The 16,181-nt window shown below is 58.9% G+C and carries 17 protein-coding genes and 2 tRNA genes; 5 read left to right on the forward strand and 14 right to left on the reverse strand.

The genetic code is table 11. The features are described 5' to 3' along the window. Positions 1-9: 9 nt before the first annotated feature. The 7 genes from AAIA72_RS04600 to AAIA72_RS04630 form a co-directional block, all read right to left on the reverse strand. Positions 10-300, reverse strand: a complete 291-nt coding sequence (locus AAIA72_RS04600) for a septum formation initiator family protein (protein WP_369602248.1) — start codon at positions 298-300, stop codon at positions 10-12. A gap of 67 nt (positions 301-367) precedes the next feature. Continuing rightward, on the reverse strand, positions 368-1,663 hold the full coding sequence (gene eno / locus AAIA72_RS04605) for a phosphopyruvate hydratase (RefSeq protein WP_369602249.1): 1,296 nt from the start codon (positions 1,661-1,663) through the stop codon (positions 368-370). 48 nt (positions 1,664-1,711) lie between these two features. After that, on the reverse strand, positions 1,712-2,557 hold the full coding sequence (gene kdsA / locus AAIA72_RS04610; RefSeq protein ID WP_369602250.1) for a 3-deoxy-8-phosphooctulonate synthase: 846 nt from the start codon (positions 2,555-2,557) through the stop codon (positions 1,712-1,714). Positions 2,558-2,656: 99 nt separating this feature from the next. Further along, entirely contained in the window at positions 2,657-4,288 is a 1,632-nt protein-coding gene (locus AAIA72_RS04615) for a CTP synthase (RefSeq protein ID WP_369602251.1), read from the reverse strand. A 233-nt stretch (positions 4,289-4,521) separates the two neighbouring features. Next, positions 4,522-4,595 (reverse strand) — tRNA-Gly (locus AAIA72_RS04620). 29 nt (positions 4,596-4,624) lie between these two features. Next, positions 4,625-4,700, reverse strand: a tRNA-Glu gene (locus AAIA72_RS04625). An 83-nt stretch (positions 4,701-4,783) separates the two neighbouring features. After that, on the reverse strand, positions 4,784-5,083 hold the full coding sequence (locus AAIA72_RS04630) for a hypothetical protein (RefSeq protein ID WP_369602252.1): 300 nt from the start codon (positions 5,081-5,083) through the stop codon (positions 4,784-4,786). A gap of 101 nt (positions 5,084-5,184) precedes the next feature. On the opposite strand from AAIA72_RS04630, the gene AAIA72_RS04635 reads away from it, so the two are divergent. After that, a complete protein-coding gene (locus AAIA72_RS04635) occupies positions 5,185-5,592 on the forward strand; it encodes a hypothetical protein (RefSeq protein ID WP_369602253.1) in 408 nt (135 codons plus the stop codon). A 66-nt stretch (positions 5,593-5,658) separates the two neighbouring features. Further along, entirely contained in the window at positions 5,659-8,046 is a 2,388-nt protein-coding gene (locus AAIA72_RS04640; RefSeq protein WP_369602254.1) for an ATP-binding protein, read from the forward strand. Here AAIA72_RS04640 and AAIA72_RS04645 read toward each other — a convergent pair. From AAIA72_RS04645 to msrB, 3 genes are all read right to left on the reverse strand, one after another. Further along, entirely contained in the window at positions 8,032-8,427 is a 396-nt protein-coding gene (locus AAIA72_RS04645; protein WP_369602969.1) for a MarR family winged helix-turn-helix transcriptional regulator, read from the reverse strand. The two genes, AAIA72_RS04640 and AAIA72_RS04645, sit on opposite strands and share 15 nt — an antisense overlap. Before the next feature lie 61 nt (positions 8,428-8,488). Continuing rightward, positions 8,489-8,971, reverse strand: a complete 483-nt coding sequence (locus tag AAIA72_RS04650; protein WP_369602255.1) for a glutathione peroxidase — start codon at positions 8,969-8,971, stop codon at positions 8,489-8,491. Positions 8,972-9,129: 158 nt separating this feature from the next. Next, positions 9,130-9,534 carry a peptide-methionine (R)-S-oxide reductase MsrB gene (gene msrB / locus AAIA72_RS04655; protein WP_369602256.1) on the reverse strand — a complete coding sequence of 135 codons (405 nt, stop codon included), beginning with the start codon at positions 9,532-9,534 and terminating at the stop codon, positions 9,130-9,132. A gap of 61 nt (positions 9,535-9,595) precedes the next feature. Between msrB and AAIA72_RS04660 the strand changes: the two genes are divergently transcribed. The 3 genes from AAIA72_RS04660 to htpX all read left to right on the forward strand — a co-directional run bounded on the left by AAIA72_RS04660 (position 9,596) and on the right by htpX (position 12,233). Further along, positions 9,596-10,810, forward strand: coding sequence for a pyridoxal phosphate-dependent aminotransferase (locus AAIA72_RS04660; RefSeq protein WP_369602257.1), 1,215 nt, complete (start codon positions 9,596-9,598; stop codon positions 10,808-10,810). Positions 10,811-10,812: 2 nt separating this feature from the next. Further along, positions 10,813-11,199 (forward strand): hypothetical protein, encoded by a 387-nt coding sequence (locus AAIA72_RS04665; protein ID WP_369602258.1) that lies wholly within the window; start codon positions 10,813-10,815, stop codon positions 11,197-11,199. 128 nt (positions 11,200-11,327) lie between these two features. Then, the gene (gene htpX, locus AAIA72_RS04670) at positions 11,328-12,233 is read left to right on the forward strand and encodes a protease HtpX (protein WP_369602259.1); all 906 of its coding nucleotides are present in this window, start codon (positions 11,328-11,330) and stop codon (positions 12,231-12,233) included. A 41-nt stretch (positions 12,234-12,274) separates the two neighbouring features. Here htpX and prpC read toward each other — a convergent pair whose 3' ends face one another. The 4 genes from prpC to murB form a co-directional block, all read right to left on the reverse strand. Further along, positions 12,275-13,402: a 2-methylcitrate synthase gene (gene prpC / locus AAIA72_RS04675; RefSeq protein ID WP_369602260.1), complete on the reverse strand. Its 1,128-nt coding sequence runs from the start codon at positions 13,400-13,402 to the stop codon at positions 12,275-12,277. Positions 13,403-13,435: 33 nt separating this feature from the next. Then, on the reverse strand, positions 13,436-14,314 hold the full coding sequence (gene prpB, locus AAIA72_RS04680) for a methylisocitrate lyase (protein ID WP_369602261.1): 879 nt from the start codon (positions 14,312-14,314) through the stop codon (positions 13,436-13,438). 2 nt (positions 14,315-14,316) lie between these two features. Next, positions 14,317-15,003 (reverse strand): GntR family transcriptional regulator, encoded by a 687-nt coding sequence (locus AAIA72_RS04685; protein WP_369602262.1) that lies wholly within the window; start codon positions 15,001-15,003, stop codon positions 14,317-14,319. A 151-nt stretch (positions 15,004-15,154) separates the two neighbouring features. After that, on the reverse strand, positions 15,155-16,174 hold the full coding sequence (murB, locus tag AAIA72_RS04690; RefSeq protein WP_369602263.1) for a UDP-N-acetylmuramate dehydrogenase: 1,020 nt from the start codon (positions 16,172-16,174) through the stop codon (positions 15,155-15,157). Positions 16,175-16,181: the final 7 nt, after the last annotated feature.

Here is a 16,181-nt window from a genome sequence, read left to right on the forward strand (position 1 = left end):
AGATGCCGGTTACTCAGGATCTACCAGCAGATAGAAGGTTTCGCCACGGGCAATGTAGCCGAGCTGGGCCCGGGCCTTTTCATCGACGGCGGACAAACCACCCCTGAGCTGCCGGATTTCTGCCTCCAGCCGGTGGTTTCTCGCAGCCAGGACACTGTTTTCCTGCGCCTGTGCCTGAATCTGGGATTGAAGTGACCATGCATGAACCAACGACCCCTCGCCGGTCCACAACCTCAGCTGAAGACCGAACAGAACCAGACCCATACCTGCCCAAAGCCACTTGGTATGCGATTCGACCACCTGAATCCCCGTTTATCGTTGTTATGTGTTCAAGGGGCGGCAGTTCCCTTGCCGCCCGAGGACTTTATCAGCCCTGGCCCTTGATTTCCTTCAAACCATTATAGGGCGCTTTTCCGTTCAGTGCCTCTTCAATACGCAGCAACTGATTGTACTTGGCGACACGATCGGAGCGGCACAGGGAACCGGTCTTGATCTGTCCGGCGCAGGTACCCACTGCCAGATCCGCAATGGTGGTATCTTCCGTTTCACCGGAACGATGGGAAATGACGGCCGTATAACCGGCATCTTTCGCCATGCGGATGGCATCCAGTGTTTCGCTCAGACTGCCAATCTGATTGAACTTGATGAGGATCGAATTGGCAATGCCTTTTTCAATGCCCTCTGCGAGAATTCTGGTGTTGGTCACAAAGAGGTCATCCCCCACCAGCTGGATACGGTCGCCAATCTTGCGCGTCAGCACGGCCCAGCCGTCCCAGTCGCTCTCATCCATGCCATCCTCAATGGACACAATGGGATAGCGACGGGTCAGCTCATCCAGATAATCGGCAAACTGCTCCGAGGTGAATGTCTTGCCCTCACCCGCCAGATTGTAGATGCCGTCCTTGTAGAACTCGGACGACGCACAGTCCAGCGCAAGGGTCACATCCTTGCCCAGCTCGTACCCGGCGTTCTGAATGGCTTCACGAATCACTGCCAGGGCTTCTTCGTTGGAGGGCAGGTTGGGCGCAAACCCGCCTTCATCCCCGACTGCCGTGCTGAGACCGCGGGCCTTGAGCACGGCCTTGAGGTGATGGAAGATTTCCGCACCGTAGCGCAGCGCTTCGCGGAATGAAGGGGCGCCGACCGGCTGAATCATGAACTCCTGAATGTCCACGTTGTTGTCGGCATGTTCGCCCCCGTTGAGAATGTTCATCATGGGAACGGGCATGGAGTACTGGCCGGGCGTACCGTTGATTTCCGCAATATGCGCATAGAGCGGAATGCCCTTCGCCGCAGCCGCTGCCTTGGCCGCAGCCAGTGACACGGCCAGAATGGCGTTGGCACCCAGCCGGGTCTTGTTCTCGGTGCCGTCCAGATCCAACATGATCTGGTCAAGGGCGCGCTGATCTGCTGCATCCTTGCCCACCAGGGCATCACGGATCAGGGTATTGACGTGCTCAACCGCCTTCAGTACGCCCTTGCCCAGATAACGGCTCTTGTCTCCGTCACGCAATTCGAGCGCTTCGCGCGAACCGGTCGAGGCCCCTGAAGGCGCACAGGCGATCCCCACGTGACCTGAAGTGGTGATGACTTCCGCTTCAACCGTCGGGTTACCGCGTGAATCGAGAATTTCGCGGCCCCGGATTTCTTTGATTTCTACCATCTTGCTGTCTCCATTGATAAGCCATGGTGTTTCCCGGCAGGGTGTCAATCAGGCCGTATCCAGCTCTTCAAACTGCTTCACCAGATCATCCAGCTGCTTGAGCTGTGCCAGGAAGGGTTCCAACTGACTGAGTCTGAGCGCACAGGGACCATCGCACTTCGCCTGATCGGGATCAGGGTGAGCTTCCAGGAACAGGCCTGCCAGCCCGGTTGCCATGCCGGCCCGCGCCAGTTCGGCCACCTGAGCCCGCCGTCCGTCCGCGGAGTCGGCCCGGCCACCCGGCATTTGCAGCGCATGGGTCACATCAAAGAAAACGGGGTACCCCATTTTCTTCATGATGCCGAAGCCCAGCATGTCCACCACCAGGTTGTTGTAACCGAAGCAGCTGCCACGCTCACACAGAATCAGCCTGTCGTTACCCGCCTCTTCACACTTGCGGAGGATATGGCGCATTTCCTGGGGGGCCAGGAACTGTGCCTTTTTTATATTGATCGGCTTTCCGGTACGGGCCAGCGCCACGACCAGATCCGTCTGCCGGCTGAGGAAGGCCGGCAGCTGAAGCACGTCCACCACCTCGGCCACCGGTTGCGCCTGCCAGGGTTCGTGGACGTCCGTGATGACCGGCACACCAAAGGTGGACCTGATCTCTTCAAAGATGCGCAGCCCCTCTTCCAGACCCGGCCCACGGTAGGAATGCATGGAAGACCGGTTGGCCTTGTCAAAGGAGGCCTTGAATACGTAGGGAATGCCCAGCTTTTGAGTCACCTCGACGTAACGCTCGGCCACCTGCATGGCCAGATCGCGGGACTCCAGAACATTCATGCCGCCAAAGAGTACAAACGGCAGTTCATTGGACATGCGGATGGATCCGACTTCGACGACTTTCTGAGTCATGGGATTGTTCCGGATTGCAAATACGCGGTTAATAAAACAGAGGCCGCTACTTTAACAGAAGCGGCCTCCCGATTCATCCACCTGACGGCTACGCCTGCCCTATTGCCGGGCCTGACGATAGGTCAGTGCCGCGCGCACAAATCCCTTGAACAGGGGGTGGCCGTCACGGGGCGTGGAGGTGAACTCCGGGTGGAACTGGCAGGCCACAAACCAGGGATGGTCCTTGACTTCCACCACCTCGACAAGCGCACCATCCATCGACTTTCCGGCAATACGCATGCCGGCTTCCTCCAGCATGGGCTCGTAGTGGCCATTGACCTCATAACGATGGCGATGGCGCTCGGAAATGACCGTCTTGCCATAACAGGACGCAGTGGTTGATCCGGCGGCCAGACGGCACTCCTGCGCCCCCAGTCGCATGGTTCCCCCCAGATCGGAGTCTTCGGTACGCTTCACGACTTCACCCTCGGGCGTGCGCCACTCGGTGATCAGGCCGACGACGGGATGCTCGCAGTCACGGTCAAACTCGGTGCTGTTGGCATTTTCCAGACCCATGACGTTTCGGGCGAACTCGATGACCGCCACCTGCATGCCCAGACAGATCCCCAGATAGGGAATCCGCTTCTCGCGCGCATATTGCACGGTGCGGATCTTGCCCTCAACGCCCCGCTCACCAAAACCTCCCGGCACCAGGATGGCATCCACCCCTTCCAGGATACCGACACCTTCCCGCTCCACACGCTCGGAATCGATGTAGCGCATGTTGACCCGTGTCCGGGTGTGAATGCCGGCATGCTTCATGGCCTCGATCAGTGACTTGTAGGCATCCAGCAGTTCCATGTACTTGCCGACCATGGCGATGGTGACCTCATGCTCGGGGTGACGCTCGAGATCCACCACCCGCTGCCATTCACTCAGATCCGCCTCGCCACACTGCAGACCGAAACGCTCGATGATGATGTCATCCAGGCCCTGTTCGTGCAGTTTCATGGGAATTTCGTAGATGCTGCGCGCATCCTCGAGGCCGATTACCGCACGTGAGTCGACGTTGGTGAACAGGGCGATCTTCTTGCGGGACGCCATGTCGATGGCATGTTCCGAACGGCAGACGAGGATATCGGGCTGAAGACCGATGGACCGCATTTCCTTGACGGAGTGCTGTGTCGGCTTGGTCTTGATCTCTCCCGCCGTGGCAATGTAGGGCACCAGCGTCAGATGCATGAACAGGGCGCGGTTTGCGCCGACATCCACCTTGAGCTGCCGCACGGCTTCCAGGAACGGCAGGGATTCAATGTCCCCCACCGTACCCCCGATTTCGACCAGTGCCACATCCACATCACCGGCACCTTCCACGATACGGCGCTTGATTTCGTCGGTGATATGGGGAATGACCTGAACGGTACCGCCCAGGTAGTCACCCCGCCGCTCGCGGCGCAGGACACGCTCATACACCCTGCCGGTAGTGAAATTGTTGCGGCGGGTCATGGTGGTCCGGATGAACCGCTCGTAGTGTCCCAAGTCCAGGTCGGTTTCGGCCCCATCCTCGGTCACGAAAACTTCACCATGCTGAAACGGACTCATGGTGCCCGGGTCAACGTTGATGTATGGATCCAGTTTCAGAATGGTGACTTTCAGCCCCCGGGCTTCAAGAATCGCCGCCAGTGAAGCGGATGCGATACCCTTGCCCAAAGACGAAACAACCCCACCGGTGACGAATATGTATCGCGTCATGAGAGTCCCGTTATCAGCTGCGTTTCAGTCAGTAAGAAGGAGGGAGAATTGCTTCTCAGGATGGGACGCCAGAATACCAGAAAGCCGGAACCCGCTCAATGTGGAAATCACCTAACCCCTCATTGAACAAGACAGACGACACGACCGCCGCGTGCCATTGTCAGACCATGACAAAGCAGCATACCGAAGCCAACGAGTCCGGATCAGTCAGAGGCGGGTCAGGAGGAAGATACTGGAGCGGGTGATGGGAATCGAACCCACGTTCTCAGCTTGGGAAGCTGATGTTCTACCATTGAACTACACCCGCAAACACGGCTGTACTGCACCCGGCTGAAATGGCGTCCCCTAGGGGAGTCGAACCCCTGTTACCGCCGTGAAAGGGCGGTGTCCTGGGCCTCTAGACGAAGGGGACGCAAGAGCAGGATGCGGCGAATCTTAACGGCGCACTCCCCCGCCGTCAAGTGCATTTTCCGTTCCATTCGTCTTGCACTATACTCAGACGCACATCACAAAAAAAGGTAACCCGCCGACATGACGGCCAGCCAGATCACCCTTGCCATTGGTGCCCTTGTTATTGTCGCCACCGTGGTCATCATTTTCATCCGCAGCCGCGAAAAGGCCCGCATTGAACAGGCGCGCCTGCTCCACACCCTGCAGCAGAAACTCAAGCGGCTGATGATGCTGGTCTCGGAGCTGCCTCCCCAATACACCACACCCGATATCAAGGCGCTGATCCTGCGGGAAGCACAGTCCACCCTCGATCAGATTCGCACCCTGGATCCGAGGCCGGTGCATGAAGACACCGCGGCAGCCCTGGCCAAATACGCGGACAACCTGGATGCCGGTGGCAAGATCCCCCCATCCGCAACGCGGAGCAGGCCAAAACGATCCGCAAGTTGCTGGAAGTGCTCTACCGCTTCATTGACAGACAGCGCCAGCGCAAAAGAATTGATCCGGCCACGGCGCGCAAGCATCTGGAACAAACTGCCTTTCTCATGGCGAAGACGCTGGCGGATGTGCACACCTACAAGGCCAAGGCCGCCGCTGATGCAGGCAAGCCCAGGATCGCCATCCATCACTACCATGACGCCATCGCGGCCATGATGAAGATCAAATCCAATCCGCTGGCAAAAAAACACATTCTCATCTATAAAAAACGTATGGATGAATTGGAGAAACAGGCGGCAGAGCTGGTCAGACAACAACTGCCCGAGAAGGAACCCAAAGCAGCCAAACTGGATGAAGAATGGAACAAGGTGCTGTCCGAAGATGAGTCATGGAAGAAGAAACAAACCTATGACTGACCGCCATGCGGGCCCAGCCCTGTCCGGCCCGGGCAGTCCATTGGTTCTCTGTCCAAGGCGGATTCCGTGAATCTGAAGCTCACAAACAGGCTGTCCTTTCGTCTGGCCCTCAACGCGGTCCTGATTGCCCTGTTCCTTGGCATTCTGCTCAGTCTGCTTCAGGTGCTGGTGGACTATATCTCGGAGAAGAGCGCACTGGACAAGGACATCCGGGCCATCATCAGCATCAGCCATGCACCCGCCTCCCAGATTGCCTACAATATTGATGCGCGCCTGGCCGAAGAACTGCTGGAAGGACTGCTCAAGCACCCAGCCATCATACACGCGGAGATCGTGGATACGGACAAGCGCGTCCTGGCCAGCCGGCAGCGTGGCCGGGTCGAATCGTCCTATCGCTGGCTCAGCGACATGCTGTTCGGTCGCGACCGGACATTCAGTGAAGCGCTCTATGTTCAGCAACTGGATGATGTCAAGCTCGGCGACCTGACCGTGGTCGTGGACACCTATCCGGCCGGCGCCGATTTCCTCCAGCGCGCAGCCTTCACCATTCTTTCCGGTTTTGTCCGGAGCCTCATTCTCTCCGTCGTCCTCCTCATCCTGTTCTACACCATGCTCACCCAGCCCCTGCTCAAGGTGATCGAGGCGGTTGCGGAAGTGGACCCTCATGAACCGGAGAAAGTTCGCCTGCCGGTACCCGCAGGCCACGAACAGGACGAGATCGGCGTCCTCGTCCGGGCCACCAACGCACAACTCCAGGCCATCGAACAGAACCTCAGCAAGCTGCGTCAGGCGGAAGCACGCCTCAAGAGCTACTCCGAGCAACTGGAACAGATCGTGGATGTCCGGACCCGGGAGCTTTCGGAGAAAAATCGCCAGCTCATCAAGATCAACCACGACCTGCGTGTTGCCAAGGAAGATGCCGTGCGACGCGCCAAGGCCCGGGCCGATTTCCTGGCCAGCATGAGCCACGAAATCCGCACCCCGTTCAATGGCGTGCTGGGCATGATCAGTCTGACACTGGAAGAACCGCTGACCGACAAGCAGCGCGAGCAGCTGAATGTGGCCTATCAGTCCGGCGTGGCATTGCTGGAGCTGCTCAACGACATTCTCGACATCTCCAAGGTCGAAGCCGGGAAGCTCACCCTGGAGCACATTCCCTTCAATCTGAGACGGGTGCTGGAGGATACGGCACGCCTGCTTGCCAACAACGCCCAGGCCAAGGGGGTGGCACTGCATACCGACATCGCGCCGGAATTTCCCGAAACCTTTGTGGGTGACCCGACGCGGATCCGGCAAGTGGTCTCGAACCTGCTCAGCAACGCCATCAAGTTTACCGAGCAAGGCAGTGTCACCTTGCGTGTACGCCTGAATCATGACAGCAACACGGTCATCGAGGTCATTGATACCGGCATCGGGATTTCCAGAGACGCCTTGGACAGCATTTTTTCCCCGTTCTCCCAGGCCGATGCGGGAACAACGCGCAAATATGGCGGTACCGGACTGGGGCTGACGCTGTGCAGACACCTGGTATCACACATGAACGGACAGATCTGCGTCGATTCCGAGCCCGGTCGCGGCAGCACATTCTCCGTGACCCTGCCACTGGAAATACAGGACCGCTCCTCCCCTGATCAACGCGAGCTGCCGCTTGCCGGCCAACGCTACCTGGCCATTTTCGCCGCGCACAATCCACTGTGCACCACACTGGTCCATTACCTGAATTTCTGGGGTGCGCAGGTCGACTCTCAGACCTATCATACCGTACAGGACCTGGACTACCAGCACCTGGACATACCGGAGGGCTGCCAGGTCATCGTGGATTCGCGCGCCATCCTGCCGCTTCTGGAATCCCGGATCGACATCAGTCAGCGTCCGCTGATTCTGACAACCCACATCCCCCTGACCGCGGACAAGTCGACACTGGAGGCCATGGGCATCCGTGCCGTCATCAGCGCTCCCTTTTCACGTGACCGGGTACTGGATCAGCTGCTCGGCAAGTCCAGTCCGGAACAGAAACATGCCGGAGACAACACGCCCGCCGGCACCTCGAGACATGCACGGGTGCTGCTGGTGGAGGACAATCGTGTCAATCAGATGGTGGCCAAAACCATCATCCGCAAGCTGGGCTATGAAGTCGTGACGGCCAACAACGGAAAGGAAGCCGTGGAGATGGTTGCTGCCGATCAGTTTGACCTGATCCTCATGGACTGCCACATGCCCATCATGGATGGTTACGAGGCATCACGACGCATCAGGCAGAACCCGGAGTGTGATGATATCCCGATCATCGCTGTCACGGCCAACGTCATGCGCGGCGACAAGGAAAAATGTTTTGGTGCAGGCATGAATGACTATATCACCAAGCCCTATGAGAAGGACGTGCTCCTCAAGAAGCTGGATGAATGGCTGAACCGGCAAAAGCACCATCCGGCGGACTCATCAGCCGCCAGCTGATCCGCTCTCACGCTCCAGCACCGCCAGCAGCTGGCGCAGCTCGTCCCGCCACTTCGAAACCATCTCCGGATCCGCGCCTGTTGCACAGAGCAATTGCCGGGGTACCGCCTCGGCCCGGATATGCAAATCTTTCCCCGCTGTCGTCAACGAGATCAGCACACGACGCTCGTCGTCCGCCTCCCGCTGCCGCACGATCAGGCCCATTTCGGCCAGACGCTTGAGCAGGGGCGTGACCGTTCCCGTATCCAGCTTCAGACGCCGGCAGATATGGGAGACGGGCACCCCCTCCCCGACCGCATCTTCCCAGAGCACCAGCATGACCAAGTACTGCGGATAGGTCAGCCCCAGATCACGCAAGAGCGGTCGATACAAGGCAGTCATGCGGCGCGAGGCCGCATACAGCAGGAAGCAGAGCTGCTGGTCGAGATGAAGCAGGCTCACTTCAGAGCCCCAGCAGCTTCCGGATGTCCTTTTCCAGTTCTTCCGGCTTCGTCGTCGGCGGATAGCGCTTGATCACCTTGCCGTTGCGATCCACCAGAAACTTGGTGAAGTTCCACTTGATCGCCTCGGATCCCAGCAGCCCCGGCGCTTCCTTCTTCAGGTATTTGAACAGCGGATGCGCATCCGGTCCATTGACGTCCACCTTCTTGTGCATGGGGAAGGTGACGCCGTAGTTCAGACTGCAGAATTCGGCAATCTCTTTCTCGTCACCAGGATCCTGATTCATGAACTGATTGCAGGGAAAGCCGAGCACCACCAGCCCCTGATCCTTGTACTGCTCATACAAGGCCTCCAGCCCCTTGAACTGCGGGGTGAAGCCGCACTTGCTGGCCGTATTGACGATCAGCATGACCTTGCCCTCGTATTCCTTCAGAGGATAGGTACGGCCGTTGATGTCTGTTACTTCGATATCGTATATGGACATGAGCTTCTCCTGTTGCGTCACATTATATTGTGCACAATATATTATCTGGTTCGTTTTGACAAGCATGGCACGTCATATTTTTACGCACAGATGGAGGGCCGGGCTTTCTTGCAGAGAATCAGCCTGTCGTCATGGCAGGGGGCGTAGACACCGACAACTCAGGCATCTGCCTCAGCAGGCCTGAACTTCAGGGAAACCGAATTGATACAGTAGCGCAACCCGGTCGGCGGCGGCCCGTCTTCAAAGACATGCCCCAGGTGGGCATCACAGGATGCGCAGCGCACTTCCGTTCTCACCATGCCATGAGAGCGGTCCTCGATGGCCGTCAGCTGCGCCCCGTCGGCGGGCTGCCAGAAGCTGGGCCACCCCGAACCGGAGTCGTACTTGTGCCGGGAATCAAAGAGCAGCGCGTCACAGCAGACACAATGATAGGACCCCTCTTCCCAGAAATTGTAGTAGCGCCCGCTGAAAGGCGGCTCCGTACCGCAGTTCCGACAGACAGCATACACCTCTTCGGGAAGCTCTTTTTGCCATTCTTTGTCGTCTTTTATAATTTTACTCACGGTCTGCTCTCACTGTATGATGCCGGAAAAGATAACCATCGCCCGGAAGGCTAAAAACTATATGCTCGAAGTCAGAAAATCAACCAAACTCAACAATGTCTGCTACGAGATTCGCGGCGAAGTCCTCAAGGCCGCGAAGCAGATGGAAGAAGAAGGCCACCGCATTCTCAAGCTGAATATCGGCAATCCCGCACCTTTCGGGCTGGAAGTACCGGACGAGATTCAGCAGGACGTGATCTACAACATGAATCTGGCCCAGGGCTACTGTGATGCCAAGGGCCTGTTTTCCGCACGCAAGGCGGTCATGCAATATGCCCAGCAGTGCAACATCCGCAACGTCGATATTGAGGACATCATTCTGGGCAACGGCGTGAGCGAGCTGATTGTCATGACCATGCATGCCCTGCTCAATGACGGCGACGAAGTCCTGATCCCCTCCCCGGACTATCCGCTCTGGACCGCAGCGACACGACTTGCCGGCGGCAATCCGGTGCACTACGTCTGTGACGAGCAGTCGGACTGGTATCCGGATCTGGCGGACATTGAAAGCAAGATCACCGAACGCACGCGCGCACTGGTCATCATCAACCCCAACAACCCGACCGGAGCGGTGTACAGCCGCGAGATTCTGGAAGGTCTGCTGGACATCGCCCGGCGGCACCGGCTCGTTGTCATGTCCGACGAGATCTACGACAAGATCCTCTATGACGGTGCACGACACATCCCCACCGCATCACTGGCGGATGACCTGCTCATCCTCACCTATAACGGTCTGTCAAAGAACTATCGGGCAGCCGGCTACCGGTCCGGCTGGGTGATCATCAGCGGTGCCAAGCTGCGCGCAACGGACTTCATCGAAGGTCTGGAGATGCTGGCAGCCATGCGCCTGTGCTCGAATGTTCCCGCTCAGCTGGCCATTCAGACCAGTCTCGGCGGATACCAGAGCATCAATGATCTGGTGGCACCGGGCGGGCGCCTCTATGAACAGCGCCGTGTCGCCTACGATGCGCTCACGGCCATCCCTGGCGTGACCTGCGTCAAGCCCATGGGTGCCCTGTACATGTTCCCGCGCCTTGATCCGAAACGTTACCCCATTCACGATGATGAGCGGATGGTTCTGGATCTGCTGCGGCAGGAAAAGATGCTGATTGTTCAGGGATCCGCATTCAATCTGCAGGATACCCAGCATTTCAGGATTGTGTTTCTGCCCCGAGAGGATATTCTGGAAGACGCGATCGAAAGACTGGCCCGTTTTCTGGCCCTTTACGAGCAGTAATCATGCACGACCTGCATATCGACGATTTTTTCAAGGACGCCGCGCGGATTCTGCTGCAGCTTTACATGGCCTTTCCGCGCCCCATCCTGTTGATCGCCGAAGACATCAGTGGCCCCGATACGCCTGACGAGTATGGCCTGCACAGCCCGCGCCATCAGGCCTGTCTGGCCACCATGCTGTGGCTGGCGGAAGAAGGCTGGCTCCGGTATGAAAGCCAGCTGCGTCAGGAAGGTCTGGATCAGGCGGTCCTGACCGCGCGCAGCGTGGCCAGACTGAGCGCATCCGCCTCGCCGGGAGTCAGCCGCGCCCACGAACTGGCAGATCTGATCCGCCACGGTACCTCGGACGCACTGCGTACGTGGATGCAGGCACTGCTCTTTCCTCACTGAAATTTCATCTTCGGAATGCTTGAAAGCCATGGCTTGCTCCCCATACTAGTGAGCAGGCAGGTCCGGCAGCGCCCGCGGCACCGTCCGGACATCGCAACCCGTCAATCACTCAAGACAAGCGAGGATCCATGAAGCGAATCGTGCTGTTTCTGGCAACCAACCTGGCCGTCTTGCTGGTCGCCAGCGTGACGCTGAAGGCGCTGGGTGTTGAGCGCTATCTGGCGCAACAGGGTATCCCTTATGAGGGGCTCCTGATGCTGGCGGCGGTATTCGGCATGACCGGTTCGATCATCAGCCTGCTGATGTCCAAGACCATGGCCCGCATCAGCACCGGCACCCAGATCATTGAGACGCCGCGCACCCCCATGGAGCAGTGGCTGGTGGGCACAGTCGCCCAACTGGCTCGCGAAGCCGGCATCGGCATGCCTGAAGTGGGCATTTTCCCGGCCCGCCAAGCCAATGCCTTTGCCACCGGCTGGAACAAGGACAACGCCCTCGTTGCCGTCTCCAGTGGTCTGCTGGAACGCTACAGTCAGGATGAGATCAGGGCCATTCTCGGCCATGAAATCGGTCACGTGGCCAATGGCGACATGGTGACCCTGGCGCTGCTTCAGGGCGTTCTGAACACCTTTGTGATTTTCTTTGCCCGCATCATCGGCACGGTGGTGGACCAGGCACTCTTCCGGCGTAACGATTCGGAAAGCCCGGGCTGGGGATATGGTCCCGGTTATTACATTGTCAGCATCATTGCCGAACTGGTGCTGGGCATCCTGGCCAGCCTCATTGTCATGTGGTTTTCGCGGCAGCGCGAATTCAGGGCGGATGCGGCGGGCGCCCAACTGGCCGGGGCCGGTGCCATGATTGCCGCACTGCGTCACCTGCAGGCCGAGACCAGCCTGCCGGATGAAATGCCCGAGACCCTCACCGCCTTTGCCATCAATGAGGGCTTCAAGCAGGGCATGGCAAGACTGTTCTCGACTCACCCGCCCCTTGAGGAACGCATTCAGGCCCTGCAGGCCCGTCTCTATGGCTGAAATCGGCGGCACGGGCCTTCAGATGCCCGTGCCGTTATCCGTCAGTCCCGGTTATCGAGATCCACCCATTCCGCATGCTCAGGGCCGACATACTCGGCCGAAGGCCGGATGATACGGTTGTTGGCACGCTGTTCCTTCACGTGTGCGGCCCAGCCGGTCACACGGGACATGACGAAGATCGGCGTGAACAGAGGCGTGGGAATGCCCATGAAATGATAAGCCGATGCGTGGAAGAAGTCGGCATTGCAGAACAGCTTCTTCTCGCGCCACATCACCTCTTCACAACGCACGGAAACCGGATACAGTACGGTGTCGCCCACATCCCTGGCCAGCTTTTCGGACCAGGCCTTGATGATGGCGTTGCGCGGGTCCTTTTCGCGATAGACCGCATGCCCGAAGCCCATGATCTTTTCCTTTCGTGCCAGCATGTCCAGCAGCTGACGCTCCGCATCATCCGGATCCCGAAACTTCCCGATCATGTCCATGGCTGCCTCGTTCGCACCACCATGCAGCGGACCACGCAGGGCACCGATGGCGGCAGTGATGCAGGAGTGGATATCCGACAGAGTGGACGCCACCACGCGCGCCGTAAAGGTGGACGCGTTGAATTCGTGCTCGGCATACAGGATCAGCGAAACATTCATCACCCGGGCATGAAGGTCGTTCGGTGCCTTGCCGTGCAACAGGTGCAGGAAATGGGCGCCTACGGAATCATCATCCGTTTCGGTATCAATGCGGACGCCATCCTGAACGAAACGCCACCAGTAGCAGATGATTGAAGGAAATACGGCGACCATGCGATCAATCTTGTCGTCCTGCTCCGAAAAATCCTTTTCGCCTTCCAGATTGCCCAGCACCGAACAACCGGTACGCATGACATCCATGGGGTGGGCATCAGCCGGAATGCGTTCCAGCACCTCCCTGAGTGCCTGTGGCAGGCCGCGCTGGCCTTTCAGGCGAGCCTTGTAGGCCTCCAGTTCCTGACGGTTGGGCAGCTTGCCACGCAGCAGCAGCCACGCCACTTCCTCAAACTGTGCCTTTTCCGCCAGCACTTCGATGGGGTAGCCACGATAGGTCAGGCCATGCCCTTCCTTGCCGACGGTACACAACGCCGTCTGTCCGGCCACCTGCCCCCTGAGGCCCGCGGTATTGGTTTGCTTGTCAGCCATGATGCATTCCTCCTGCACTGTCAAAAGTTATGATTATCGGGATTTGCTGCCCTTGAACAATTCATCCAGCTTGGCTTCAAAACTGTGGTAATTCAAAAAATCATACAGCTCCATGCGCGTTTGCATGTTGTCGATCTGATCACGCTGATGCCCCTTCTCGAAAATATCCTGATAGACCGCCAGCGCCGCCTTGTTCATGGCCCGGAAGGCGGACAGGGGATACAGCACCATGGCCACACCGGTTTCCGCCAGCTCGTCACAACTGTACAGCGGCGTCTTGCCAAACTCCGTGATATTGGCGAGCACGGGCACGTCCAGTGCCTGCGTAAAGGCCCGGTAATGATCCAGCTCGGTCACGGCCTCCGCAAAGATGCCATCTGCACCCGCTTCCACGTAGGCGCGTGCACGATCCAGGGCAGCCTCCAGACCTTCCTGCGCAAACGCATCCGTGCGTGCCATGATGAAAAAGTCCGGATCGTTTCTTGCGTCGACCGCGGAACGTATCCGGTCACACATTTCCTCCGTGGACACGATGGCCTTGTTGGGCCGGTGTCCGCAGCGCTTCTGGGCCACCTGATCCTCGATGTGCACGGCGGCCGCACCGCCCCGCTCCATCTCACGGATCGTGCGGGCGATGTTGAATGCCCCGCCCCAGCCGGTGTCGATATCCACCAGCAGCGGCACTTCCGTCGCCGCCGTAATCCGGCGGACATCCTCCAGCACGTCGTTCATGGTAGTCATGCCCAGATCGGGCAGGCCGTATGACGCATTGGCCACACCGCCGCCGGAAAGATAAATGGCCCGATGTCCGACCCGCTCGGCCATCATGGCACAGTAGGCGTTGATGGTCCCCACCACCTTCAGTGGCCTTTCTTCTTCAAGTGCCTTGCGAAATCGCTGTCCGGCGCTCATGGTCAACCCTCCTGAAAAATCAGTTCATTGTTGTTGAAGGCAGCTTCCAGATTTCTCCGGGCCGCGCTGATATGACGCCGCATGAGCAACTCGGCCAGTTCACCGTCCCGGTCCTCGATGGCGTCAATGATGTGCTGGTGCTCCTTCAGCGCCTTTTCCGGGCGCCCCCTGGCAGTGCTCAGCCGGTAACGGTACAGGCGCAGAAGATGGTAAAGTTCACCGTCCAGCACGCGGTAAAGGGTCTCGTTGCCGCTGGCCCTGACAATGCGGTAGTGAAAGTCCACATCCCCCTCGCTCTGGTAATAGGCCCGGCCTTCATCACGCGTGATCTGGGCCTGATGCTGCTCCAGCAAGTTGCGCAAATCACGGATGTCATCGTCAGAGGCCGATTCGGCCGCAAGCCGGGCTGCCAGACCTTCCAGCGCCTCCCTCACCCGGTACAGCTCAAGAAGCCTGGGATAGGACAGACTGACCACGCTGGCACCGGCGTGTGGCCGACGCACGATCAGTCCACGCCCTTCGAGACGCCGAATCGCCTCGCGCACCGGTCCGCGCCCGAACCCGAACCGACTGCAGAGACTGGCTTCACTGATCTTTTGTCCGGCCGGCAGCTCACCCCGGACAATGGCATCCTGAATGCGTGCAAAAGCCAGATCAAACTGTGTGCGGGTGATATCCTGAGCCTGCATGACCGCGCCCTGTGGATGAATACTGAACGCAGTCTAGGGGAGAAACACCGGATTGTAAACAATACCAAAGCATGAATGCTTTTCACGGGCTGATTTTCCCCCAAAGGCAAGACATCAGCCTTTTCTTGTCTACAATCCAGAAAGAGACAGGTTAAGCTGCCGGTACGACACGAGGCTCGGTTTCCAGACGGATGCCAAAGCGGGCTTCCACGGTCCGTCTGACCGCCTCCGCCACGGCAAGGACATCTCGCCCGGGACGGCGACCCGGATTGACCAAAACGAGTGCCTGGCTTTCCGACATGCCGATGCCGCCTTCCAGCCGCCCTTTCCATCCGGCCTGTTCGATCAGCCAGGCGGCGGGCAGCTTCACCTCGTCCTGGCCCGCAGGATAACCGGGTAACGACGGATACTGCGCCTTCAGGGCCTCAAACTGTGCCAGGGAAACAAAGGGATTCTTGAAAAAACTGCCCACATTGGGGATGTCCCGGGGGTCCGGCAACTTTTCCTTCCGGATCCTGTCCACGGTCCGGGCCACCCCCAGCGGGGTCATGTCATGCCCCCAGAGCCGGTGGCGCTCCGCCAGATCTCCGTACTCCAGCCGCGGGGCCCAGGTTTCGCGAGTCATCAACCTCAGATGAATCCGGACAATCACCCAGTGCCGGGCCTCCGCGGTCTTGAAAATGCTGTCCCGGTAGCGTAACCGGCACTCTTCACGGGTGAGCGCAAAAGCCTTTCCTGAACCCGCGTCCAGCACGTCAACCGCTTCCAGCACATCCGCCAGCTCGACACCATAGGCGCCAATGTTCTGTACGGGGGCAGCCCCTGCAGTGCCCGGAATCCGAGCGAGATTCTCCAGCCCCCCGAGGCCGGCCCCAGTAAGTCGCCAGACCAGGTCGGACCAGGGCTCACCGGCTTCAACCGACACCCGTACCTGTCCGCCGGCAAGGGGCTGTGTGATCACGCCACGTGTGGCCATGCGCAGCACCACACCCCGGTAATCACCCTCGAACACCAGATTGCTGCCACCCCCGAGTAGCATCCAGTCCGTACCATCGGCCACACAACCGGCCAGCATCCGGGACAGCTGTCCGGCATCGGTGACTGTTTTCAGGTCGGCACACCGGGCGGGAGTGGCGAGTGTCAGCCAGGGCGTCAGATCGTTGTGGTCCACCGGGGTC

The organism is Thermohahella caldifontis, assembly GCF_041153465.1.
In the GTDB taxonomy this organism is placed as follows: domain Bacteria; phylum Pseudomonadota; class Gammaproteobacteria; order Pseudomonadales; family Oleiphilaceae; genus Thermohahella; species Thermohahella caldifontis.